Genomic DNA, 23,453 nt, shown 5'->3' with positions numbered 1-23,453 from the left:
AATGGTGGATCGGTCTTTATGATCGGTTCGCGGCCATATTATGCGCCACAGCTATAGTGCTATCGATGAGGAAGGAAAATGCCACGGGTTCTTATTGTTGATGACTCCCCAACTGAAATTTTTAAGATTTCAGAGATTCTTAGTAAAAATGGCTATGAAGTTTTAACAGCGGAAAGTGGCGAGTTAGGCCTAGATATTGCTAAGACACAGATGCCTGATGTGGTGTTGATGGATATTGTCATGCCGGGCTTGAACGGCTTTCAGGCGACTCGCCAGCTAAGTCGCGATCCCGACACCAGCGGTATCCCCGTCATTATTGTGACCACTAAAGATCAAGAGACCGATCGTCTGTGGGGACAGCGCCAAGGTGCTAAGGGTTACTTAACAAAGCCGGTCGACAGCAAAGGTCTTTTAAAGGCCATTGATGCGGTACTTAATTAAGCGTGGCTAGATGCCCCGACTTTGGATGATTTATGTCTAGCGCCATGCCATTTGATTATTTGCAAAATCTCGCCGCGCGGTTTCAAGCAGGTTTTAGCGCCCTGCCGAGTGCCCGCGACAATCATGTGATTACCTGGAGTGGCATCGGTTTTCGTATTGGCGAGCAGTACTGTGTAACGGCGATGGACGATATAGCAGAAGTCTTAACCGAGCCTGCGGCTACTCGTTTACCGGGAGTGAAGGCTTGGGTACGTGGCGTGGCAAATGTGCGGGGGCGCTTGCTGCCGCTAGTGGATTTAACGGCGTTTCTCGGCGTGCGCGCCGGGCTTGATCAGCGTCAGCGGCGGGTTCTCGTTATTGAAAAAGGCGATATTTATTTAGGCCTTATTGTTGATGATGTGTACGGTATGCAGCATTTTGACGCCGAAACCTACCGTTTAGAATCCAGCCTGCAAAGCGACTCTTTTGCGAAATATGTGCAGGGAAGTTATCAGCATGGGCAGCGCCAGTGGGCGGTATTTAGGCCTGCACAATTAATAGAAGACAATAATTTTTATACCGTAGCAGCATAAGCTCGGAGTAAAACACAATATGAAACTTTGGCACGGAAAGGCAGCAATGATTCGTGTGGCGGTTTTAATATCAAATACCAGCACTGGGAGTTCGGTAAATGAAAGCAGGTAATCAAGGCGCACTCGCACGATTGCGAACCAGCCGGGTTGTGAGTCTTCTCGTTATAGTTATTTTGGCGGGTTTCGTTGGTGCCGGATTAAACACCTATATTATTTTACGAGACGCCGACTACGATCAGCGTTACCTAGAGCTGACTAGTGAAATGCGCTTGTACGCACAGCAGATCGCGAATACCTCGCGGGAGGCCGCGCTGGGTGATAAGGCCAGTTTTGATGCTTTGGCTCGAGCTCAGCGCAATTTTGAACAAGCTCGAAGCCAGTTAGTAAATGGCAGCAAAAAACTGCCGTCGCCAGCGGCAATGTTGGGTAGTGATATAGACCGCCTAAATGTTCTGTGGGCGCAGGTAGATAGCGCTTCGGACACCATCACGGGCAATAGTGAGAAAATCGTTTTCCTGTACCAAGTTGCTGAAAATTTAAATCAGCAGTTGCCGGACTTACAGCAAAACAATAATAGAGTGGTAGATATTTTATTAAAAAGCGGCGCAGATGCTAAGCAGGTCGCTATTGCTCAGCGCCAGTCATGGTTGGCGGAACGAATTGGCCGCCATGTTGATAAAATGATCGGCGGCGGCGATGCGGCGACACAGGCAGCGGAGCAATTCACCGTTGATGCCAGCGAATTTGGCACGGTCTTGAATGGCATGTTGCAGGGTAATAGTGCGATTGGCGTTGAGCGTATCAGCAATGCCAAAGCACAGGCAATTTTGGCTGCTATTGCTGGGTCCTTCCAGCAATTAAGTGGTTCGATGGGGAATATTTTTGAGGTTTCGCCAGAGTTATTAAAATCATCTGAAGCGGCAATTCTGATTGCTGAGACCGTGCCGGAAATCACTCAGGTGACGAGCAAGCTGTCCTCAGAAATTGCAAAATTATCCGACAAGCGCCCACTGTCCGTCGTCAGCGCTTTGATTTTTGTGGGGATAATATTGTTTGGCCTCACGGTATTAGCGTGGCAGTCGATGCGCAATACACGGATGCGGCTGCGGGAAACAGCGGACGCGAACGAAAGAAACCAAACAGCAATTTTACGTTTACTCGATGAGTTGGCCGACCTTGCAGACGGTGACTTAACAACATCGGCGACGGTAACAGAAGATTTTACCGGTGCTATCGCAGACTCGATCAACTACACCATCGACCAATTGCGGGTATTGGTATCGCAGATAAACGAAACCGCAGTAGAGGTATCTTCTGCGGCGCAGAGCTCCCAGTCTACCGCCTTAACCTTGGCGCAGGCCTCTGAGAGTCAGGCAAAAGAGATTGCAGGGGCGTCGGCGGCAATTTCAGAGATGGCGCAAACCATCGATCGCGTATCTTCAAACGCGCGGGAGTCCGCAACGGTTGCACAGCGCTCGGTTGCCATCGCTAATACCGGTGCTGAGGTGGTGCAAAATACCATCAAAGGCATGGACAATATTCGTGAGCAGATTCAAGAAACCTCTAAGCGTATTAAACGTCTTGGTGAGTCTTCGCAGGAGATCGGGGATATCGTCTCGCTGATTAATGATATTGCTGACCAAACCAATATTCTGGCACTAAACGCTGCGATTCAGGCGTCGATGGCGGGTGACGCCGGTCGAGGCTTCGCGGTTGTTGCGGACGAAGTTCAGCGTCTTGCAGAGCGTTCATCCGGTGCGACGAAGCAGATTGAAGCCCTAGTAAAAACCATTCAGTCAGACACCAACGAAGCCGTTATCTCGATGGAGCAAACCACCTCTGAGGTTGTTCGCGGGGCGCGCCTCGCACAGGATGCGGGTACCGCCTTGACCGAAATCGAAACGGTATCGCAGGAACTGGCGGAGCTGATTCAAAACATCTCTAGCGCGGCGGCGGATCAGGCCGTGTCGGCGGGACAAATTTCGTCAACGATGCAGGTCATTCAGCAAATTACCTCGCAAACGTCTGCCGGCTCAACTGAAACCGCCAGATCTATCGGGGCACTGGCCGAAATGACCAATGATTTGCGTAGCTCGGTAGCGGGTTTCACGCTGCCAGAGCAGCAACTCTGATTACCTTTGCCGCTGCCGCAGTGACTAGCAAACACGATTCAGCTTGCCCAGTTGCTGCCAGTTGCGGTGGCACTGCGGAAATGAAAAGGGAATTTAGAGTTAATCAACATGACTGATCGCCGAGACTATATTGCGCTTGAGTGGGTCGCCGGAGAAATTTCCGACGCGCTAGGTCAGTGTGTGCCGCTCATTGATGATTTTCTGCAAAATGGCCACGACACGTCATTAAATCAAGTGACGACGTTGCTGCACCAAGTGCAGGGCAGCTTGCGGATGATTGAGTTTAGCGGCGCTGCGCTGCTGGTCGAAGAAATGGAACGCAGCGTACTGGCGGTTAGCGCAGCTTCCTATGCTGCGGATCGTCAGCGCGATGTGTTGAGTGCGGTGCAGAACAGCGCGGATGAGTTACCGGCGTATTTGCAAAGGCTTGGCGCTAGTAAGAGTGAACTGCCGGCCTCATTGATTATGATTTTTAATGACCTGCGCGCGGCAAATCGTCAGGCATTGCTATCCTCGTCAGTATTATTTAATCCCCCATTAAATTTAGAACCCGCAGCGCTAGCTGAGGCCTCAAATGTTTCGCCACAGTCATTCAATGACTTGGCCGGCAAGCTGCTGAAGATGTATCAAATAGCCTTGCAGGGCTATTTGCGTGGCGACGACGATAAGCAGAATTTGGTGTACCTAGGCAAAGTAGCTGGGCGTGCGGCCAAGCTCTGCAGTGAGCAGGCGCAGCAGGTCTTGTGGTCATCAGCGCTGGCGTTAATAGAAGGTTTATTAAACGAATCCATTGCTCATCATTTTGCCATTCGGGATTTGCTCAGCCGTTTGGGAATTGAGCTGCAAAAGCTGCTTAAGGGCGGCCAGCCCGCCGCACAGAATGCGGTGTCCCTACCTCTGTTAAAAGATATTTTATTTTATATTGCCAGCAGTTCGGCATCGTCGCGCTACATAAAAGAAGAGCGTGACAAACACGGCTTAGCGGCTTTATTTGATACAGCTGTTGCCAATAGCGGGGCCGGCCAAGATTTTGCTGAGTTGGCGCGGCCAGCGGTGATTGCAGAATTGCAATTGGCGGCGAGTGCGGTTGGCGACAATGATTTGCTTCTGCAGCGTTGCGAAGGGATTGCCGATGCTTTAGCGGTGTTAGCGTGGGTTGAATCGCTGTACTCATTAAAGGCGATAGTTGAACAGGTTCAGCAGGGCTTGGTGGGTCAGCAGATGCAGGCGGTTGCCAACTCACTGCAGCGCATAGCCGAGCGCCTTGAAGTGCCCTCGGCAACGGCGGTGGAAGCGCCGCAGATTGCAGCCCCAGAGGAAGCGCTTAGTCTGCGGGATGTTATCGCCCAGAGTCGCTCGGTGTTGTTTGATGCGCAAGAGGCGGTTATCGCCTATGTGTCAGAACAGTGGCAGAGCAAGCACCTACAAGATACACCCCAGCAATTGCAGGGCTTGGCGGAGCTGATGCGGCCCGCTGACTTTACTGCCCCAGCGGCGATTTTGGAGAGCTGCGCAAATTATATTTCGACGAATATTATTTCTCAGCAGTTAGTGCCGGACTGGCAGGCACTAGATGCCTTGGCCGACGCCTTAACCTCGGTGGATTATTATCTCGAGCGCAGCAGCAACGGTCGGCAATATGATGACGAATTCCTATTAAAAGGGGCGCAAGATTGCGTGGCCCGCTTGGGTTATCCCGTGGTGGGTTTGCCGGCGGCGGCGAATATATTGCAGTGGCCCAACAAGGCTGACGACATGGCTGCAGCGGAAAATGCCGGTGCAGTGTTGGAGTTAGATCCTGATATTCTTGAGGTCTTTCTCGAAGAGGCGCACGAGGTATTGGCGCTGCTAAATGAAACGCTAGCTATTTGGCAGGAGCGACTGGATTCCGACGATTATTTAGCGGTTGTTCGCCGCGCCTTTCATACCTTGAAGGGCAGCGGTCGTATGGCTGGGGCAACGCAACTAGGCGAATTGGCGTGGTCGGTTGAGGCGATGCTGAATAAAGTGGTGGATAGCCACTTTGTGATGGACGACGCGCGATTGCAGCTAGTCGAAAACGTCACTGCGCTGCTGCCCGATATGCTTGCCGCCCTTGCTGAGGGGCGTGAACTTCCCGCCTCGTCGGTTGATGGTCTAATGACCTTTGCGGGGGCCTTGGCACAGGAGCAAATTCCACAATCCAATCTTGGTTCCCGTGTTGATGAGGACGGCTTAACAGCTATTTTTATGGGAGAGGCAGATACGCATTTGCGTGTGCTTGAGGCCTATATTGAGAGTGTAGATAGCTATCCTGCGAAATTAACTGACGAAGTACAGCGCGCCTTGCACACCCTAAAAGGCTCGTCAAAAATGGCCGAAGTGTGGCCGGTGGCAAATATTATTACGCCCTTAGAGGGCTTGGTTAAAGAGCTGCGCTCTATGCGAGTGCCGGCTGGCGAAAGTTTGTTGGCGCTAATTTCCGATGTTGTGCGTCAAGTGCGCCTTATGGTTAAGCAGTTGGTGGACACGCCGGTGTCGGCATTGCATACACCTAAAACTCTTCTGTCTTCTATTAACTCCCTGTCTGTGCAGCTTATTCATGAAGCTGAGTTTGCCGTAGATCGCGGCGCTCGCGGGGAATTGTCCGCAGGCGCCTTAGATGCATTTTTAGCGAATCACAGCGACAGTGTTCAAGGTTTGCTCGACCTGCTTAGCGAGCAAAGAGAGGTTGCGGCACTTACCTTGGTTGAGTACGCGCCGACGATGGGTGTGTTTGCCCAGCGCGCAGAAGACATCAATTGTGAGGCAGTGGCTGAGCTTGCACAGGCCTTGCAGGTACTGTTGAGCCACGCCACCGATCCGCTGCCAAGTAAGTTTACCGGCTTGGTGTTTGAAGCCTTAGAACAGCTGATGGATTATTTAAATCAGTTAGCCGCTGAGCAGACTGTCGTTGAAAATAGTGACTTACTTGATCGGGTTCGCAACGTCGATTTAAGTGCGAGTGAGGCAATTCAATTTGCATCGACGCCAATTGTTGAGGATCAGCCTGAGCCAGCTCCTCTGGGCGACGGTATTGATATTGAAATACTAGAAATATTTTTAGAAGAAGCTGCAGATTTATTAGAGAGTATTGACGAGTCAATTCACCACTGGTCGGGCACCCGGGACCAGTGGGCACATCTCGATAATATTCAGCGCTATTTACACACCTTAAAAGGTGGGGCCAGACTGTCTGGGCTTAATGCAGTTGGCGATCTTAGTCATAATTTTGAAACGGCTATCGCCTCAGCGGTTGCACAGCGTAATACCCAAAGCGAAGACTTTTTTAAGCTGGTTCAGTCCTATCAAGATCAATTAGTGAATTGCGTTGCGGCGATAGATGATCCGACTTTAGCTAATAGTGCAGAGGAAGAGCTTCTTGCTGATACTGGTCAGGCTGCTAGCGATGATGAAGAAGTCCCTGTCGAGTTAGCTGCTAAACAAGAAATAAAGCCTGCTCATACCGATGTAAATGCGGACAGTGACGAAACGTCTTTGGCCTCGTCGATGGCGAAAGTTACGCCGCAAGAAATGATTAAAGTGCCGTCGCAGTTATTGGAACGTTTAATCAATTTGGCTGGTGAAACGTCTATTGCCCGGGGCCGTGTTGAAGAGCAGGTAAGTGAAATTCACTTCTCCTTGGAGGAGATGGAAATCACCGTTGAGCGTTTGCAGGAACAAGTGCGGCGTTTAGATATTGAAACGGAAGCACAAATTATTTTCCGTCAAGAACAGGTTGAAAGCGAAGGGGCTGACGGTTTTGATCCATTGGAATTTGACCGCTATTCACAGCTGCAACAGCTGTCCCGCTCTTTGCTTGAGTCAGCTTCCGATTTAACCGATTTGCGCGGTACCTTGGTAGAAAAAAGTCGCGACATGGAAACCTTGTTAGTTCAGCAGTCGCGGGTGAATACTGAGTTGCAAGAGGGCTTAATGCGTTCGCAGCTGGTTCATTTCTCGCGCATGGTACCCAGGTTGCGACGCGGGGTTCGCCAGATTGGTAGTGAGCTAAATAAGCCGGTTGAGTTTAATGTTTATAACGCCGAAGGCGAAATGGACCGCCGCGTCTTAGAGCGAATTGTGCCTGCGCTGGAGCATATGCTTCGCAACGCAATCGACCATGGTATTGAGTCGCCTGAGGTTCGTGAGGCGGCGGGGAAACCCGCGATTGGCGAAATTAGTATGCGCTTTGGTCGCCAAGGTGGCGATGTTGTTATCGTGATCAGTGACGACGGTGCAGGGATCGACTTACAAGCAGTGCGCCGGCGTGCAGAAGAGTTAGAGTTAATCACTGCCGACGATGAGCTTAGTGAACGTCAGTTGCTAGATTATATTTTCCATGCAGGCTTTAGTACGGCTAAAAACATCACCCAAATTTCTGGTCGTGGTGTGGGCATGGATGTTGTTAGAAGTGAGATAAAACAGCTCGGCGGCGCTATCGAAATTCAAACGGAAGCCGGTCGAGGCTCGCGTTTTGAAATTCGTCTGCCCTTTACGGTGTCTGTAAACCGCGCCTTGATGGTCAGCGTTGGCGGCGAAATTTTTGCGGTGCCCTTAAATAATATAGAAGGTATTGTGCGGGTAAATCCCTACGAGCTTGATGTGTATTATCAAGAGGGTGGCCCAGACTTTGAGTACGCGGGGCAGCAATATAAATTGCGCTATATGGGTAATTTATTAGATGCAGGTCGCGTTGCCCATTTAGAGGGGCAGCTCGAGTCGCGCCCTGTATTGCTAATTCGTAACGCCGAGCCGCCGACGGCGATACAGGTTGATTCGCTATTGGGCTCGCGCGAGGTGGTAGTGAAAACCTTGGGACCACAATTTGCTGCAGTACCTGGATTGTCTGGGGCAACGGTATTGGGTGATGGTAGCGTTGTTGTTATTTTAGATATGTTGGCGAGTATTCGTGCCGATATGGCGCGTCGCTTGGCGGGAAATCAAGCTCCGGCGCAAACTGCCATCGCCAGAAAGAGCAGTCGTTTGGTAATGGTCGTCGACGACTCCGTAACGGTAAGAAAGGTGACCTCGCGGCTATTGGCTCGGCAGCATATGGAGGTGTTACTGGCGCGTGATGGTGTAGACGCGGTGAGTCAATTGCAAGATAGCCAACGTCTACCCGATGTTATTTTGCTAGATATAGAAATGCCGCGCATGGATGGTTTCGAAGTGGCGAGCCGTGTGCGCAGCAATCCGCGGATGAAAGATATTCCGATTATTATGATTAGCTCTCGTACCGGTCAAAAGCATCGTCAGCGAGCCTTCGGCTTAGGCGTGCATAATTTCCTTGGTAAACCTTACCAAGAGATTCAGTTATTAAAGGCGATTGACGAAGTGACCTCTGGCTTGGTGGATGCATGAGTACAGTAGCAGAAGCGCCATCAACAGTGCTGGCAAATATTATTCTACCTTTGTCGAAAAGCGGCCTATTGCTGCCGAACTCGGCGGTGGCGGAGGTAATACTGGCTGGGCAGTTAAGCTCGGCGGTGTCGTCGCCATTTTTATTGGGCTATATGACCTGGCGCGAGCAGGAAATTCCCTTAATTAGCTTTGAAGGTTTGCTAAGCGGAAGTTTGCCCGACGATTTGCCGTTGCGGCAAATGGCCATTTTGCACGGCATTACGAATCGACAAAAAATGCCTTTCTTCGGATTGGTTTTAAGTGGTGTGCCGCGCATGCTTAGGCTGCGAGCAAGTGACATAACGCCGCTGGATGTAGAGGCAAACCCGCTGATTCACAGTCATGTTCGAGCGGGTGATATGGCGTTAATGATTCCCGATTGGGATGCTCTAGAGCAAGAAATTTTAGCCGCTTTGTGAGGCGCTAATTACCAGCCCATATCGCCCCAGCGATACTGCACAATACTGATAGCTGCAATGGGCGCGGTTTCGGTTCGTAATACCCTCGGGCCTAATTGCAGTGGCTGAAAGCCCTGCTTAAGGCTGTAAGCTATTTCTTCATCGCTGAGTCCGCCCTCAGGTCCAACCAACAAGCTTATATTTTCTGCTGCAATATTTTCTTTAAAGTTGTGATCGTTTAGGCTGGGGCAAAGTACCAGCTTTAAGTGTTTGCCTAAATTCGCACACCAGTCGTTTATATTGCAGGCATCGCTGATTTCGACTAAATCATTGCGGCCACTTTGCTCGCAGGCGCTAATCATGATTTGCTGCCAGTGACGCTGTTTTTTCTCCTGCCGCTCGCCGCTAAGTTTTACATCGACACGCTGGGTAAACAGCGGCGTAATTTTGCGTACACCTAACTCGGTCGCTTTTTGAATCACCCAGTCAAAGCGGTCACCTTTAGAAATGCCAATGGCAAGTTCAATATTCAGTGGTGAGGGTGGCGACGCCGGAAGGGTTTTGTCGCCGAGTTCGCAGACAACGGCCTTTTTGCCGGCTTCGCTAATGGTGGCGGGGTAGGCGCTACCGTCGCCATTAAACAAAATAAGTTCGCGACCGGCGCGCATACGAAGAACCTGCGCAACATAGTGTGCAGCGCGTTCGTCTAGCGTTAATTGTTGGCCGAGGCTTAGGCTTTGTTCAACATAAATTCGGGGTATACGCATATTAATTTAGCGTCTTAATAAATGCTTTGGATTTGCGTTGAAAATTGTATAGCTGCTTTTTAGCCGGTGGCAGGTCGTCAATTTGGCATTCCACATAGCCCTGTTCTTGGAACCAGTGGGCGGTTTGCGTGGTTAACACAAACACGGAATGTAGGCCTATTCTACGCGCTTCTTTTTCTAACAGTTCTAGTAGCCGTTCTGCGCGATCGGCACCGCGATAATCTGGGTGGGTTGCCACGCAGGCGATTTCGCCGCTGCTTTGTTCGGGGTAGGGATAGAGTGCTGCGCAAGCGACGACCATGCCGTCCCGAACTAGAATTTTAAAGTGTTCAATTTCGTTTTCTAATAATTCCCGCGAACGCTTTAACAAAACGCCCTTAGCCTCTAGGGGCTCGATAATGGCGAGCAGGCCGCCAACGTCATCGATATTCGCGGTTCTAAATTGCTCATAGTGTTCTTGGGTAATGAGCGTACCGGCGCCGTCGCGGCTAAAGAGCTCCTGCAGCAGGGCGCCGTCTTCTTGGAAAGAAATCATATGGCAGCGATTAATGCCTAAGTCTCCGGCGTCGACTACTGCCTGCACAATGCTGTCACTGTGCAGTGCTTTTTGCTGTTCTACTTCACGATCAACATCACGGTATTCGCATTGCCGTATTAATTCCCCATCGCTGTCGAGTAGGCCGGCGTCAGCGGTGAATAAAATTAATTTGTCGGCCTTAAGGGCGACGGCGGTGTGCACCGCGACATCCTCTGCGGTGAGATTAAAAATTTCACCAGTAGGTGAATAACCGAGCGGCGATAGCACCACAATATGTTGCTGATTAAGTTGTTGCTGCAATGCCTGCGCGTCAATTTTTCTAACTATTCCGGTGTGGCGTAGGTCGACGCCATCGACTACGCCAATGGGCCTAGCGGTAACATAATTACCCGAGCACACCCGAATGGATGCGCCGTGCATGGGGGAGTTCGCCACCCCCATCGATAGCAGTGCTTCAATGTGGGCGCGTAATGACCCTGCGGCGTCGGTGACGCAACGGAGTTCGACATCGTCAGTGACACGCAAGTCATTGTGGTAGCGACTTTCGATGCCGGCGTTTCTAACCCGATCTTCAATTTGTGGACGTGCGCCGTGAATCAGCACGAGTTTTACGCCAAGGCTGTTGAGAAGGGCGATATCATGCACAATATTGGCAAAGTTGGGATGCGCAACTGCCTCGCCGCCAAACATAATCACAAATGTTTTTCCGCGGTGAGCGTTAATATAGGGTGCAGAGTTGCGAAACCATTTTACGTAATCGGTATGTTCTGACATGGCAGCGGTATGTGTTATGAGTTTAAGCCTTCATTTTGTGTGTAATGTCATAGGCTTACAAGCCATTTTTGTAAGCTTTATATCGCTGGGCGAGCTGTGACTGGAAAATAAGTGATATGGGAATGAGTGATGCCGAGCTGCATTGGCAGGCCGGCTTGGAATCGGCAATAGCGGATCATTTTGCCGCGGCCCACGGGCGGGTTGATGAGGTGCATAAACGCTATTTCGAGACCTTTTCAGCGGTAGTGGCTAGGCATTGGCAGAATAAGGCGGATATCCCCGCTGATTTAATGAATATTCCCCGCGCTTTGTGGCGGCTGCTGCGCCGTGTGGGGCAGCGGGGTGCGCCGGCATACAGGCAGCTGACAGGCAAAGAGCAGGCGATAGCCACCATATTGTCTCAGCAGGTTTTAGACTTGGCTGGATTGCAGGAGCTTTTGTTCCAGCAGCTGCGTACTCATCCTGATTATCAGCAGGGCGACATTGAAAACTTACGTTTGGCGTTAGCGCCCTACGACAGTGAGCTAGCCGCTAAGCGGCTGCAAGCTGCGGTAGCGCAAATGGGCTTGCAGCAAGATAGCAGTAGGGATTTATTGTTATTTTTAGGTGTGGGCTTACTTGGGCGTGGCGTGAGCGACAAAATTGCCTTTGGCAGCGCCTCAATGATCGGCATGTCAGCGGCTAGCAGTTTATATCTTAGCCAGCAAAGCGCGTGGGCTGCTCTGTGGGCGGGATGGTTTGGTGTGCCTGGCTGGGTTGCACTTAGCGGTGTGTTAGCGGGTTTTGCGGCGATGGTCATTGCAACGCCGCTCGTAGCACCCCTTATCGAACTTGGCGTAAATCGTGTGCGGGGGCGGAGCCGACTGCACCGATTAATCGATCAGGTGGAGCGAGAATTACGTCCCTCTATTTCTACCCAGCTATGGCAGTACGGCAGCTATTTGCAGTTTATTCCGGATCTATTGGTCGCCCTTCGGCACTTAAAATAATGGCTCACTAATTAATAAAAATTAATTAGTGACAGCGACCCGGTTAAGGGTAAATATGCAGCTTTTTTCAGGGGCTGTCCGGTGGAAGCTGAATTACTATTATCTGATATAGATAGCGAGCGTATTTTCGATAGCATCGCTGACGCCCTGACGGAAACGGGTTATATAGTCCTGCCTGCCGCTTTACCTCTTGGCATTAGCGACGCATTGTTTACGCGTATCGCCAGCTTTGAAGATGATGTTTTTCGCCCAGCAGGCGTGGGGCGCGCCGCCGAATTCCAACTCAACCCCTTTGTGCGCAATGACGAAATTCGCTGGTTGAGTTCTGGTGATGAGGTCGAGGCACAGTATTTAGCGTGGATGGAAAAACTGCGGGTAGGCCTGAATCGGCGCCTATTTATGGGGCTATTCGACTACGAATGTCATTTCGCTCGCTATATGCCCGGTGCATTTTATAAAAAGCATGTAGATGCCTTTAAGGGGCGCACGAATCGCGTGTTGTCCACCGTATTCTATTTAAACCCCAATTGGGCCGTTGATGATGGCGGGCATTTGGTGATGTACGAAGACAGTGTCGAACCCATCGCCAAAATATCCCCCCTGATGGGCACCTTGGTGGTATTTCTGAGTGACCGCTTCCCCCACGAAGTCACAACGGCAAGTCGGCTGCGTTACAGCATAGCGGGTTGGTTTCGGGTAAATACCAATCTTGGTCCACATATCGATCCCCCGCAGTAGCTGATTCGCCCCGAGAAAATGCTGGTCTTATATTTTTTGTAAGGCCTAGCTAGCTGCGTAATCCATCTTTTTTACACTGCCCTAGATTATTGGCATCGCTTAAAGCCGGCGCAAAAGCCCTAGTGTATTCACCCTCGCGACGGGTTCAAATAATCCCGAAGCTAATGCCATTTTGTAAATGGCGTAGGGCGCTTGACCGCCCTCCTCTGGTGCGGGAAATAGGTCGTGAATGGCGAGTATGCCGCCGCTAATAATTTTTGTTGCCCAGCAGCGGTAGTCGCAAAGGGCGGCATCAAGACTGTGGCCGCCGTCGATGAAAACCATTGCGAGCGGCGTGTGCCAGTGTCTAGCGCTCACCTCTGAGGTGGCGACGATGGGGACGACGGTGTCGTCTAGGCCGGCGCGGCGAATATTACGGCGAAACTCTTTGAAGGTGTCGAAGCGGCCCTCACTTGCGTCGTAGAGTTCCGGGTCGTGAAACATTTCGCCGAGCTGATGTTCTTCTGAGCCGACATGGTGGTCTACCGCAAAAACCACGTTGTTTTTCTGCTGGCAGGCCAGTGCTAAATATATGGTTGATTTGCCACAATAACTTCCCACTTCTAAGACTGGGCCGCGCTCTGCCACGGACAATGCCTGCTCATATAATGCCTGTGCTTCGTCGTCGGCTAAAAAGCCTTTAATCTCAGTCATATCTATGGGGAGTGTAATATTCATTAATGTCTCAATGCTTAAAATTAAGTGCAGGAACAGTAGCCAACTTCAGTCTTGGCGGCAACTTACCATATTGTCAGCTTTGCTTTTGGTGTTGAAATATATCGTCTGGTGTTGCTAATTAAATGCTGCGTATACTACGCCTTCATACTATTGAGTGGCGATAACAATGACCTTGGTCTTGTGACGAAAAACGCTGCCTGTTGTTGTTCGTCATGTTTGGGGTGATCAAACGACAATTCCTAAATTGCCTCGCTTTTTATGGCGGCAGTGAGAATGCAAATAGTGTGATTAGGCCCTAGTGGGCGAACCACAATAAAAGTGAATAGGAAAATTAGCCATGCTCAAATTATACGGTTTTGCCGTTAGTAATTATTTCAATATGGTCAAACATGTCTTGCTGCACAAAGGCGTTGAGTTTGAAGAGGTATTGACCTTTCCGGGTATGGACCCTGCTTACAACGCTAAGAGCCCAATGGGTAAAGTGCCATGCATAGAGACCGAGCATGGTTTTTTGGCTGAGACCAGTGTCATTCTGAATTATATTGAAGCGGCTTATCCTGCTCGGCCATTGTTAGCTGGCGATGATTGGCAGCGGGCAAAAATGGCTGAATTAATGAAAATTGCAGAATTATATTTTGAGTTGCCCGCCCGTCGATTATTTCCGGAAGTCCTTGCCGGAAAGCCTGTGAGTGCCGAGATTAAAGCCGAAGTCCGTGAAACGATTACAAAGGGTTGTCAGGCATTGGCGCAGTTAGTTAAGCCAGCCCCGTATGTCTTCGGCGAAGTCATGACAATGGCAGATGTGGTGTTGCGCTACTCACTATTGACCTGCAAATTGGCAACCCAAGCGATTTACCAGTGGGATGTGCGAGGGGAGGTGCCAGGTCTTCGTGAGTGGGACGATATGATGGCGTCGGCGGAGATTTCTCAGCAATTAGATAAAGCGATGCAAGACGGGATGGCGGCATTCTTAGAGGCGGTGAAGGCTAAGGCTTAATAAATTAATAAGCGAACAGCTTCACCGGCTGTTCGCTTATTGGGTTTATATCTCGGTTTCTAGTGCCTCTAGCTCTTCTTGAATTGCTAGCCACTGCTCCTCGGTATCGTCGTTTTGTTCTCGCAGCGTAGCCTGCTCGCTCAGCAACTTTTTTAATTTTTCTTTATTGCTTTCTTCGTACAGGCTAGTGTCTGAAAGCTGCTCTTCTATACGCGCTAATTGCTCGCTAAACTTCTGCATGCTTTGCTCTAATTTTTTGAGCTTTGATGTAAGTGGTGCGAGTTGGGCGCGGCGGGCAGCGGCTTGTTGGCGAGCTTGCTTTTTGTCGACTAAGGGTGCGTCTGTAGTCGTGGGCTCGTTGCTATTTGGCGCGCTTTTGTCGCGATTGAGTAACCAGTGGCGATAGTCTTCTAGGCTGCCGTCGAAGGGCTGGGCCTGTCCTGCATCGACCAATAAAAACTCATCCACGGTATTCCGTAGCAAATGGCGATCATGGCTGACGAGGATAACCGCGCCCTCAAAATTCTGCAGGGCGCTTGTTAGCGCATGACACATCTCTAAGTCGAGGTGGTTGGTAGGCTCATCTAGCAGCAACATATTTGGGCGCTGCCAGACGATAATGGCAAGGGCGAGGCGGGCTTTTTCGCCGCCAGAAAAATTCTCGCAACTTTGCTCCGCGTGTTTGCCGTGAAAATTAAATCCGCCAATGAAATTGCGAATCTCCTGTTCGCGGGCGTCGGGACGCAGACGTTGTAACTGCAGGATGGGGCTGGCACTTAAATCCAAGGATTCCAATTGGTGCTGATGGAAGTAGCCCATGTGCAGGTGTTCACCCTGTTGGCGCTCGCCGCTAATGGGCTGTAGTGCGCCGGCCAAGGTTTTCATTAGCGTTGACTTACCGGCACCATTGGCGCCCAGTAACCCCAGCCTAGTACCGGGGTGAATGCTGATATTGATATTATTGAGAATGGGACTGTTATAGCCCAAAGTTGATTGCGATAGCGACAGCAGCGGGTCTGAGAACTGCTTGGGCTCATAAAAACGGAAATTAAAGGGCGAGTCGATATGTGCCGGTGCAATATCGGCCATCCGCTCTAGTGCTTTTAATCGGCTTTGGGCTTGCTTTGCCTTGGTCGCTTTGGCGCGGAAGCGGCGCACAAAATCTTCCATATGGGCGCGAACCACTTGCTGTTTTTCAAAAGCTTGTTGTTGCTGAGCTAGGCGCTCGCCGCGCTGGCGTTCGAAGGCGGTGTAGTTGCCGCGGTAGCGCGTTAGAGTTTGTCGTTCAAGGTGTACAACGTGATCGCAACAGGCATCGATAAAGTCGCGATCGTGGGAAATTAAAAATAAGGTGCCTTCATAGCGATGTAGCCACTGTTCTAGCCAAAGACTGGCGTCGAGGTCTAAGTGGTTGGTTGGCTCGTCTAGTAGCATGAGGTCAGAGGGGCACATGAGTGCTTGGGCTAAATTTAGGCGAATTCGCCAGCCCCCCGAAAAATCATTTACTGAGCGCTCTAATTCTGCAAGTTTAAACCCTAGGCCGGTGAGCAGGCGTTCGGCGTCGCTGCGTATTTGATAGGCGTTGATTAAGTCTAGCTCGCCGTGTAATTCGGCAAGGCGATGGTCGTCCTTGCAATTGGCTATCTGCGCTTCGATGTCGCGAAATTTGTGGTGGCCGTCAATAACGTATTCAATGGCGCAGCGGTCGCTGGCGTCTACCTCTTGGCGCATTTGGGCAATTTGCCATTGCGCGGGAATGTAGAGCTCGCCGCTATCGTGGACAAGCTTGCCGCACATTAGCTGGAATAGGCTGGATTTGCCGGTGCCGTTGGCGCCAACAAGGGCGATGTGTTCACCTGGGTTCACGCGCAGATCGGCCGATTCGAGCAATGCTTTGCCGCCGCGTTGTAAGCTAAGATTCTGGAGTTCAATCATGATGGGGCGCGATTATAGCGTGAGTACCAAGTAATGGATGAAAAAATTAATGCCGGTGAGAATTCACCTAGTAAGGTGCCAAACACCCTTTGGGAATTTGCGTTGGCGGCTTACGCGGAGCCCATAATACAACGGCATTGCCTGTATTTGCAGGACCATTACCAAATGGACGTAAATATCTTGCTGGCGGCGGGATTTTGCAGGGAAAAATGGACAAATGACCTCTGTCTAGAGTTGATTCGCGCGGCAGAACCCATTCGCGGTGCTTATATTCTTCCATTGCGCGCGCTGCGCCGTCAGGCTGAGCAGTGTGAGGGGCTATATGGCGCCTTAAAAACGGCAGAAATTGAAGCTGAGCGTATGGAGATTGATGTGTTGGCTAGCCATATACCGGCCATTCCAGAGGAAAAAGTAGATAGCGCCACCTGTCTGCATAATTTGTTAGTTTACGCAGCGGTACACAGTGGCGGCAGTCGTGAGGTTGAGAGTATTTTCGCTGAAATGACAGGTAATTTCGCAAAAATACGTTAAAAATCGTCAAACAAGCTAGCGAGTCTGTCGGCGGCTTTCTCTGGGTGACTGGGGATGTCGCTCATGCGTCTTACCCGTCGTTTCGGAGGCGCGTAGGGCTTTTCGATTACTTGAGGTTTTTCAGGCGCTGCCTGTTCTTTCGCGACCACGGGCGGAGGCGTAATCGGCTTGTTTTCTACTTCTTGCTTGATTTCTTGTGGCGTCGCTTCGACGTCGGTCTTTTTGGCGGCGTCTTCTTTTTTATTGGGGCTAGGGCTTGGCTTCTTGGTTTTGGGGGCTGCCGCCTTGGGTGCAGGTTTGGTGATCGAGCTCGGTGCTTTACTTGATTTTGCCGACGTTGGTGCTTTTTCTTTGGGTTTTAGCGTTTTTTCGGTGTCAATAATTGCTTTTAAAACCGCTTTTTCTTTACGGATATTTAGCTTTTGCTCAAATATTTTACCGCGCAGACTGGCGAGTTCAGTTTGATAGCTGTCGTAGTTGTTTTGATGCGTGTCGATACTTGCTTGGGTGCGGGATTGAATGCTGGGTTTGGCGTTTTGCTGGTCTTTTAAGCGCTGTTTGGCTTGGCTTAGCAGATCGCGGGTTTTGTCAATTCGGGCTTTTTGAGAAACTTCTTCTCTTTCAAGGACTAAGAGTTCACTTTCGAGTGCCGCAATGTGCTTTTCTCTAAGTGAATGTAGTTCAGATTGCAGGTTTTGCAGCTCTGCAAGCGGGGTTTTGGTCGATTTACTCTTGTTTTTATTACCAATCATGAGATTTAACCCTACGAATGTTCAAAAAAACATCAATCTGCATTATACAAACTTGCCGCAGAGAATCTATCTCCTCAATCAATAGGATTTATACCTTGGGACACTGTGTCTGCAGGAACGCTTGTGGCAGACTACGGTCTGAGTATGCATGCCGAATACGCGGCAGTAATTTTTATCCATAAATAAGGTAGTTACATGAATAAGACACTGGTTTGTGCGGTGGTAATGAGTGGTCTGCTTACGGCTTGTAATAGTGAAACTGCGTCTAAGCCCGATTTGAAGACAGAAATTTCTAAAGTCAGCTATGGTATTGGCGTAAATATTGGGGCGCGATTCGGTGACGATCTTCCTCTTGATGTTGATGCATTTAGTGCCGGTGTGCGTGATGCGCTAGCGGGCGGTGATTTGCAGATGAGTGAAGAGGAGATTATGAGCACGCTGCAGGAGTATCAGCAAAAGCAGCTAGCCGCTCGTCAGGAAGAAGCACAGGAAGCCGGTGCTAAGAACAAAGAAGAGGCCGCGGCCTTTTTTGCAAAAAACGGCAGTGTTGAGGGCGTGAAAACGACTGAAAGCGGTCTGCAGTATCAGGTTTTAACAGAAGGTGATGGTGCCAAGCCCAGCGTAGATGACACCGTTGAAGTGCATTATCACGGTACTTTGCTAGATGGTACGGTGTTCGATAGCTCCTATCAGCGCGGTGAAACAGTCAGCTTCCCTGTTGGCGGTGTTATTCCTGGTTGGACTGAGGCTTTGCAGATGATGCCGGTAGGGTCTAAGTGGAAATTGTTTATTCCGCCTGAGTTGGCTTATGGCCCAGGTGGCGCAGGTCAGATGATTGGCCCGAATTCGGCGCTAATTTTCGATGTTGAGCTAATCAGCATTGCTGGCGGCGAGAAGAAAGAAGAAGCGAAAAAGTAATATTGTCACTTAGACGCAAAAAGGCCCCAAGCGGGGCCTTTTTTGTTCTGCATTGTGGTGGTGCAGTACATCCTTGTTGCACCGTCGTCATCCTTGACCTCGCGTAGTTTAGGTTTTTCCCTGCGAGGGTGAATCAGCATTTGTCCTGTTTATGTGTGAGATATTTCTCATAATTTACCGCTAAATCTCATGTTTCTAGTTTGTGCTATTGGTGCATTTCAAATGCGGCCGCGCAGCTTTAAAGAAACTGTTTGAGAGTGGCCTCTGTCCACATTTTTAGTTGTTGAATTTCATTTGGTTTAGATTTTGTACTGGGCAACACGTCGAAGGCGTGTGGGCGGCGATCAAACCAAAGTTGGGGCGTTTTATATGCTTGAAGCTCGGGGGCGCTGGCCAGCCAAATTATCGTGTCGGCGCCCATGCGGCCGTCGCGCATAAAATTTTGAAGCCGTTTATTAAAGGCTGGCAATGATTTGGCGACCCCCGGTGTGGCGGCCCAGCCTGGGTGCATAGTGAAGTAGCTGGTCTTGCTTGTGCTTTCATTGCTCATATATAGCAGGGCTCGCTTTGCGCGGGCGTAAGCCTTGCTGCCGTCATAAGGTTCATTGCGAAATTGTAGGTCTTCTAATTTGAGCCCTTGGAAGTATAAGCCGCCGGATACGACGTTGATGACGCGGCTATTGTCATTAAAGTGTGGGCTGAGTAGTTTGCTTAGTAGTACTGGAGCAAGAAAGTTCACCGCGAGGGCGCGTTCAAATCCTTCATGTGTTTCTTCTCTGCTGGCGAACAGGGCGCCGGCGTTGTTAATAAGAACGTCGATGCGTGCTAGTGAGTCTTTGATCTGATTCGCCGCGGCTGCGGTGGCGCTTAGTGAGCTCAGGTCGGCTTCTATCAGGTGTATGGCTTTATTGTTGCAGCCGCTAAAGTCTTGGATTTGCATAGCGGCATTGCGTAGTTTCTGTTCGTCCCTGCCAATGAGAATTAGGCGTGCGCCTAATCTGGCTAATTCGCAGGCGGCTTCTAAGCCAATACCCGCAGTGGGGCCGGTGATTGCCACGACTTTGCCGTCCATCCTGCTGCTATGTGATTTGCGTGGCAGTGAAAGATAGCCTCGTTTGCCAAAGGAAAGCGCCGCAGGTGCAATGAGCTTGTCGAGGATATTGTCCCTTAATCGTCTGTTCGGGGCTGCCTGGGGGATGGTGAGTGCTCGCTGCAGGCCATTGATAGCCTTTTTTCCAATGCGATTTAATATCGGCTTTGTTATTGGTGTGAGGGGTGATGGTAGCCATAGTAATTCCAGTTCGGCGCGATAATCGATTTCAGTGTAATCGTCGTTGATCGCTTTAAAGCTGAGGGTGTCAATGGCGCTAAAGTTCTCGCCTTCACCTTGAAGAATCAGTTGTGACGTCTCAATGATGGCGACTTGGCGGTAGCGCATAGCGGCTTGCTTACCAGCGGGAAGCTTTAATAGGACTTCGTATTCCGTGCCGACTTCAACGGAACCGGGTGTTAATTTGCGTGAGCGATAGACCCCAGGGTCCCATTGCTCAATGCTTGAGAAGTCTTTTAGATACGCAAAGCACGCTTCTATGGGGCGCTTTACGACAATTTTTTCGTGTAGGGTGTGCTTCATCGGGCTATCTCGGTGTAGGCGTTGCTGGCATTTAGTCAGCGGACAGGTATAAATCCAGCCTTAGGTCTTGATGGTCTTGTATTGCTAGCTGTTACGAGCTGGCGAGATTTCTAGATCAGTGATGTGGTTTTGCGGTGGAGATTAGGGGCGGGGAAGGGCGTACTTGGCGGCGCTCATTATTGTAATTTTGCCGCGGGTTTGAGCGTAATTAATTGATATTAGGTATAAAAAGTGTGAGTACCAGCATGGCGCCTATCAATATTGCCATGTGTGTCGCGAAGGTGTTATTTGGTATTACGTCACCATTACTATTTGCCATAATCGCCTCTCCTATCTAAGCGTCTTGTGTATTATCCTGAAGTTAACGCAGAGTAGGCTAGCGATTTACTTGGTATTAGTTCGTCAGGATTTCGGTCTTTTGCTATTGATATAGCGAGACCGTATAAGAGCAAACGGCGCGTCAAAAAAACGGTATAATATGTGCTTCACAAATGGGCGCACGTTTATATTGGTCTATATTTGCTGTAGATATGGGCAACATAGATGTGCGTCGCAACGTTGATTTTTTGGTGATTTAGATCTGTAGTCTGGGGAAAAGGGTTGAAAAAACAAGGCGTTAAATTAGAAAAGACCACTGAGCCTAAAACGCGAGCGCGGCGTATGTCTCCAGAGCTTAGGCATCAACAGATTCTGCAGTGTGGCATTCATATGTTCGCAGAGCGCGGTTTGGCCAATGCGAACCATGCCGATATTTCTGCGGAATTAGGCGTGTCTGTTCCCACGGTTTTTCACTACTTCCCTACCATCGACTTGCTGCAGCAATCTGTATTAACAGAGATTCACCGTTATTTTATTGATCAAATGATTGTGCCTGGCTTGGTGAAGTCATCGCCAGCTTATGAGCGCATCGAAGATATTCTGCTTGCCTTCCAGACCTTAATTGATGAAAACAGTCATTACGTTCGAATCTGGTTGGAGTGGTCTGGTTTTACGCGGGGCTTTATCTGGGATATGTACCTCGACTTTTATAAAGAGGCGGTATCTGGCCTGCGTAAATTACTTTTGCAGGGGCGACAAGATAATTCCATATCATCAGAGATAAACGCTAGTGACGCGTCGCGGGTTATTATGGGGATGGCCCACACCGTTGCACACATGCGTTATTCTGGTAATTCTAAGCGCACGGTACAGCACACGGTTCACTCCTTAGTAATGAGTTATCTCGCGCCAGATTGAGAGTGAATCTGGCTTCATGTCTTCCCAGCATTTTTTATTCGTTAATCTAGCAAATAGCCGGCAGATTTCTGTGCGCGGCTAAAGCGCTATCTTGCTGCTTACTTTATTGACTTACTTATCAGTAGTTGATATCAAGGCTTTTGTAGCTTGGATACAGTAGTGATGACGCAATGCCCCCTTTGGCTCATATCTCCAATGAGCTGTAAAGCGCAGTATTACTTTCTTGAATGCCATGTAACATTTTTGCGTCCAAGCTATGCCCAATCTTGTTGTTGCTAGATATTTTCAGTCTGTAGCTGCGGTGTCTTCGTCACAATAAAAAGTATGGGTTGTTTGTAATTAATATCAGCTTCAATAGTGGCTAGTGTTTATGGCTTTGCAGCTAGTGCAAAACTTTAATATAGGCTGGCAATAAATAGGTATCGGGTGTGGGCTGATGTGGCTTTGCCTTAGATTAGTACAGCGGAGTTTTAAATGAAGGAATTAGAAATAGCTATTTCGCGTATTCAGGCTGGGCCGCAGGGGCCGTCGGTGGGTGCATTCTTTGACTTTGATGGAACATTAATTGATGGTTATTCGGCTGCAGAATATTTTAAAGAGCGACTCCGCACTCGTAAAATAAGTTTGAAAGAAATTGTTACCGGTGTGGGCGCATCCTTCAAAGATATTGTCGACGAAGCTGAATTTGCGGAGCTTTTCAAGGAGCTGATTTCAGAATGGGCAGGCAATAGCGAAGAAGAAGTGCGTGAGCTGTGGGCGCGCCTATTTATTGAGCGAATTGCCAAGCGCATGTTTCACGAAGGTTATAGCCTAGTTCAGGCTCATATTCGTGCAGGTCACACCGTCGCTATTGCGTCTTCTGCTACCCGTTACCAAATTGAATCTTTGGCAGCGGAATATGATATAGAGCATATTCTGGCGACAGAGCTTGAAGTTAAGCGCGGCATCGTAAACGGCAAACTCATTGGCGAACCTTTGTGGGGGAAGAATAAAGCGGAGGCCGTTCGCCAATTTTGTAAGCAGAAGAAAATATCGCTTACAAAAAGTTATGGCTACGCCAATGGCGATGAGGATATCGATTTTCTGTGTGCGGTAGGCTTGCCAACTGCGGTTAACCCTCAGCAGAAGTTGTTGGTGAAGGCAGAGAACACCGAGTGGCCGGTTTTAAATTTCGATCCTCGCAAGCGTGCGCCGCTAAAGGCGGTGGCAGGTACGATCGGCGCGTATTCGGCCATGACGGCAACGATGCTGGCGGGTATGGCATACAACCGGTTTTACAATGAACCCCGGCGTGCGGCAGATATGATCGGCACGATTGGCAGCGAGCTAGGTCTGGCGCTGGCTGGTATTAAAGTTAATATTATTAATGAACATAATTTGTGGAAGCTTAGGCCTGCCGTTTTTATTCTGAATCATCAAAGTAAGTTAGATTTTTTTATTTTCTACAATATTATCCGTAGAGAGTTAACCGGCGTTGTAAAAAAAGAAGCTGAAAATGTACCTATCATTGGCCCCTTTTTGCGCATGGCAGAAATGTCATTTTTAGACCGCAGTAATTCTAAAAAGGCAATTGAGGCATTGCAGCCAGCGGTGGATCGATTGAATCGCGGTTTGTCGGTTGCGATTGCACCGGAGGGGACGCGTTCTTACACACCTAAGGTTGGTCGTTTTAAAAAGGGCGCATTTCATATAGCTCGTCAAGCTGGTGTGCCGGTTATTCCTGTAGTTATCCGCAATGCTGGTGAGCTTATGTGGCGTGAAGATTCAGCTATGCGGGCAGGTACGGTAGACATTTGTGTGCTCGATCCGATAGATGTGTCTGCGTGGGCGGCGGATGAACTCGACGACAAAATTGCCGAGGTGCGGCAGTTATTTGTTGATACCATTGATGACTGGCCATCGACTCCGGCAGTGAGCAAAAACATCAATACGGCGGTGTGATTTTTTAAAGGCCGACCTAGCTT

At 49.7% G+C, this 23,453-nt stretch carries 18 protein-coding genes; 12 read left to right on the top strand and 6 right to left on the bottom strand.

The annotated features are described in order from the left end of the window. Positions 1–78: 78 nt before the first annotated feature. The 5 genes from pilH to C0068_RS10895 all read left to right on the top strand — a co-directional run bounded on the left by pilH (position 79) and on the right by C0068_RS10895 (position 8,985). The gene (gene pilH, locus C0068_RS10915) at positions 79–441 is read left to right on the top strand and encodes a twitching motility response regulator PilH (protein ID WP_103684529.1); all 363 of its coding nucleotides are present in this window, start codon (positions 79–81) and stop codon (positions 439–441) included. Positions 442–473: 32 nt separating this feature from the next. Further along, positions 474–1,013 carry a chemotaxis protein CheW gene (locus tag C0068_RS10910; protein WP_103684528.1) on the top strand — a complete coding sequence of 180 codons (540 nt, stop codon included), beginning with the start codon at positions 474–476 and terminating at the stop codon, positions 1,011–1,013. A 98-nt stretch (positions 1,014–1,111) separates the two neighbouring features. Then, a complete protein-coding gene (locus tag C0068_RS10905) occupies positions 1,112–3,145 on the top strand; it encodes a methyl-accepting chemotaxis protein (protein ID WP_103684527.1) in 2,034 nt (677 codons plus the stop codon). A 108-nt stretch (positions 3,146–3,253) separates the two neighbouring features. Next, positions 3,254–8,527, top strand: coding sequence for an Hpt domain-containing protein (locus C0068_RS10900; RefSeq protein ID WP_103684526.1), 5,274 nt, complete (start codon positions 3,254–3,256; stop codon positions 8,525–8,527). Then, the gene (locus tag C0068_RS10895) at positions 8,524–8,985 is read left to right on the top strand and encodes a chemotaxis protein CheW (RefSeq protein ID WP_103684525.1); all 462 of its coding nucleotides are present in this window, start codon (positions 8,524–8,526) and stop codon (positions 8,983–8,985) included. The genes C0068_RS10900 and C0068_RS10895 overlap by 4 nt, the downstream gene beginning before the upstream one ends. Before the next feature lie 8 nt (positions 8,986–8,993). Here C0068_RS10895 and C0068_RS10890 read toward each other — a convergent pair whose 3' ends face one another. Continuing rightward, a complete protein-coding gene (locus C0068_RS10890) occupies positions 8,994–9,731 on the bottom strand; it encodes a 16S rRNA (uracil(1498)-N(3))-methyltransferase (protein ID WP_103684524.1) in 738 nt (245 codons plus the stop codon). 1 nt (position 9,732) lies between these two features. Then, positions 9,733–11,043, bottom strand: coding sequence for an amino-acid N-acetyltransferase (gene argA, locus C0068_RS10885; RefSeq protein WP_103684523.1), 1,311 nt, complete (start codon positions 11,041–11,043; stop codon positions 9,733–9,735). A gap of 116 nt (positions 11,044–11,159) precedes the next feature. On the opposite strand from argA, the gene C0068_RS10880 reads away from it, so the two are divergent. Both C0068_RS10880 and C0068_RS10875 read left to right on the top strand, forming a co-directional pair. After that, a complete protein-coding gene (locus C0068_RS10880; RefSeq protein ID WP_146047877.1) occupies positions 11,160–12,032 on the top strand; it encodes a hypothetical protein in 873 nt (290 codons plus the stop codon). An 81-nt stretch (positions 12,033–12,113) separates the two neighbouring features. Further along, complete coding sequence (locus C0068_RS10875) at positions 12,114–12,770, top strand: 2OG-Fe(II) oxygenase (protein WP_199176157.1); 657 nt, start codon at positions 12,114–12,116, stop codon at positions 12,768–12,770. A 99-nt stretch (positions 12,771–12,869) separates the two neighbouring features. Here C0068_RS10875 and C0068_RS10870 read toward each other — a convergent pair whose 3' ends face one another. Continuing rightward, positions 12,870–13,487: a class I SAM-dependent methyltransferase gene (locus C0068_RS10870; protein WP_103684520.1), complete on the bottom strand. Its 618-nt coding sequence runs from the start codon at positions 13,485–13,487 to the stop codon at positions 12,870–12,872. A gap of 337 nt (positions 13,488–13,824) precedes the next feature. Between C0068_RS10870 and C0068_RS10865 the strand changes: the two genes are divergently transcribed. Beyond that, the gene (locus C0068_RS10865) at positions 13,825–14,484 is read left to right on the top strand and encodes a glutathione S-transferase family protein (protein WP_103684519.1); all 660 of its coding nucleotides are present in this window, start codon (positions 13,825–13,827) and stop codon (positions 14,482–14,484) included. A 45-nt stretch (positions 14,485–14,529) separates the two neighbouring features. Here C0068_RS10865 and C0068_RS10860 read toward each other — a convergent pair whose 3' ends face one another. After that, positions 14,530–16,419: an ATP-binding cassette domain-containing protein gene (locus tag C0068_RS10860; protein ID WP_103684518.1), complete on the bottom strand. Its 1,890-nt coding sequence runs from the start codon at positions 16,417–16,419 to the stop codon at positions 14,530–14,532. Positions 16,420–16,452: 33 nt separating this feature from the next. Here C0068_RS10860 and C0068_RS10855 point away from each other — a divergent pair, with 33 nt between their 5' ends. Beyond that, positions 16,453–16,950, top strand: coding sequence for a TIGR02444 family protein (locus C0068_RS10855; protein ID WP_103684517.1), 498 nt, complete (start codon positions 16,453–16,455; stop codon positions 16,948–16,950). Here C0068_RS10855 and C0068_RS10850 read toward each other — a convergent pair. After that, positions 16,947–17,702: a hypothetical protein gene (locus C0068_RS10850; RefSeq protein WP_103684516.1), complete on the bottom strand. Its 756-nt coding sequence runs from the start codon at positions 17,700–17,702 to the stop codon at positions 16,947–16,949. The genes C0068_RS10855 and C0068_RS10850 overlap by 4 nt on opposite strands. 195 nt (positions 17,703–17,897) lie before the next feature. On the opposite strand from C0068_RS10850, the gene bamJ reads away from it, so the two are divergent. After that, positions 17,898–18,620: a BamJ family beta-barrel-assembly machinery protein gene (gene bamJ, locus C0068_RS10845; RefSeq protein WP_103684515.1), complete on the top strand. Its 723-nt coding sequence runs from the start codon at positions 17,898–17,900 to the stop codon at positions 18,618–18,620. 238 nt (positions 18,621–18,858) lie between these two features. On the opposite strand, the gene C0068_RS10840 is transcribed toward bamJ, so the two are convergent. Beyond that, positions 18,859–20,253, bottom strand: a complete 1,395-nt coding sequence (locus C0068_RS10840) for an SDR family NAD(P)-dependent oxidoreductase (RefSeq protein WP_103684514.1) — start codon at positions 20,251–20,253, stop codon at positions 18,859–18,861. 600 nt (positions 20,254–20,853) lie between these two features. On the opposite strand from C0068_RS10840, the gene C0068_RS10835 reads away from it, so the two are divergent. After that, complete coding sequence (locus tag C0068_RS10835; protein WP_233208798.1) at positions 20,854–21,489, top strand: TetR/AcrR family transcriptional regulator; 636 nt, start codon at positions 20,854–20,856, stop codon at positions 21,487–21,489. Positions 21,490–21,963: 474 nt separating this feature from the next. Next, a complete protein-coding gene (locus tag C0068_RS10830) occupies positions 21,964–23,430 on the top strand; it encodes an HAD-IB family hydrolase (RefSeq protein WP_103684513.1) in 1,467 nt (488 codons plus the stop codon). Positions 23,431–23,453 lie beyond the last annotated feature (23 nt).

It is taken from the genome of Zhongshania marina, assembly GCF_002915595.1.
Taxonomy (GTDB): domain Bacteria; phylum Pseudomonadota; class Gammaproteobacteria; order Pseudomonadales; family Spongiibacteraceae; genus Spongiibacter; species Spongiibacter marinus_B.
The sequence above is the reverse complement of the archived record's forward strand: the minus strand, read 5'-3'. Positions and strand labels throughout refer to the sequence as shown.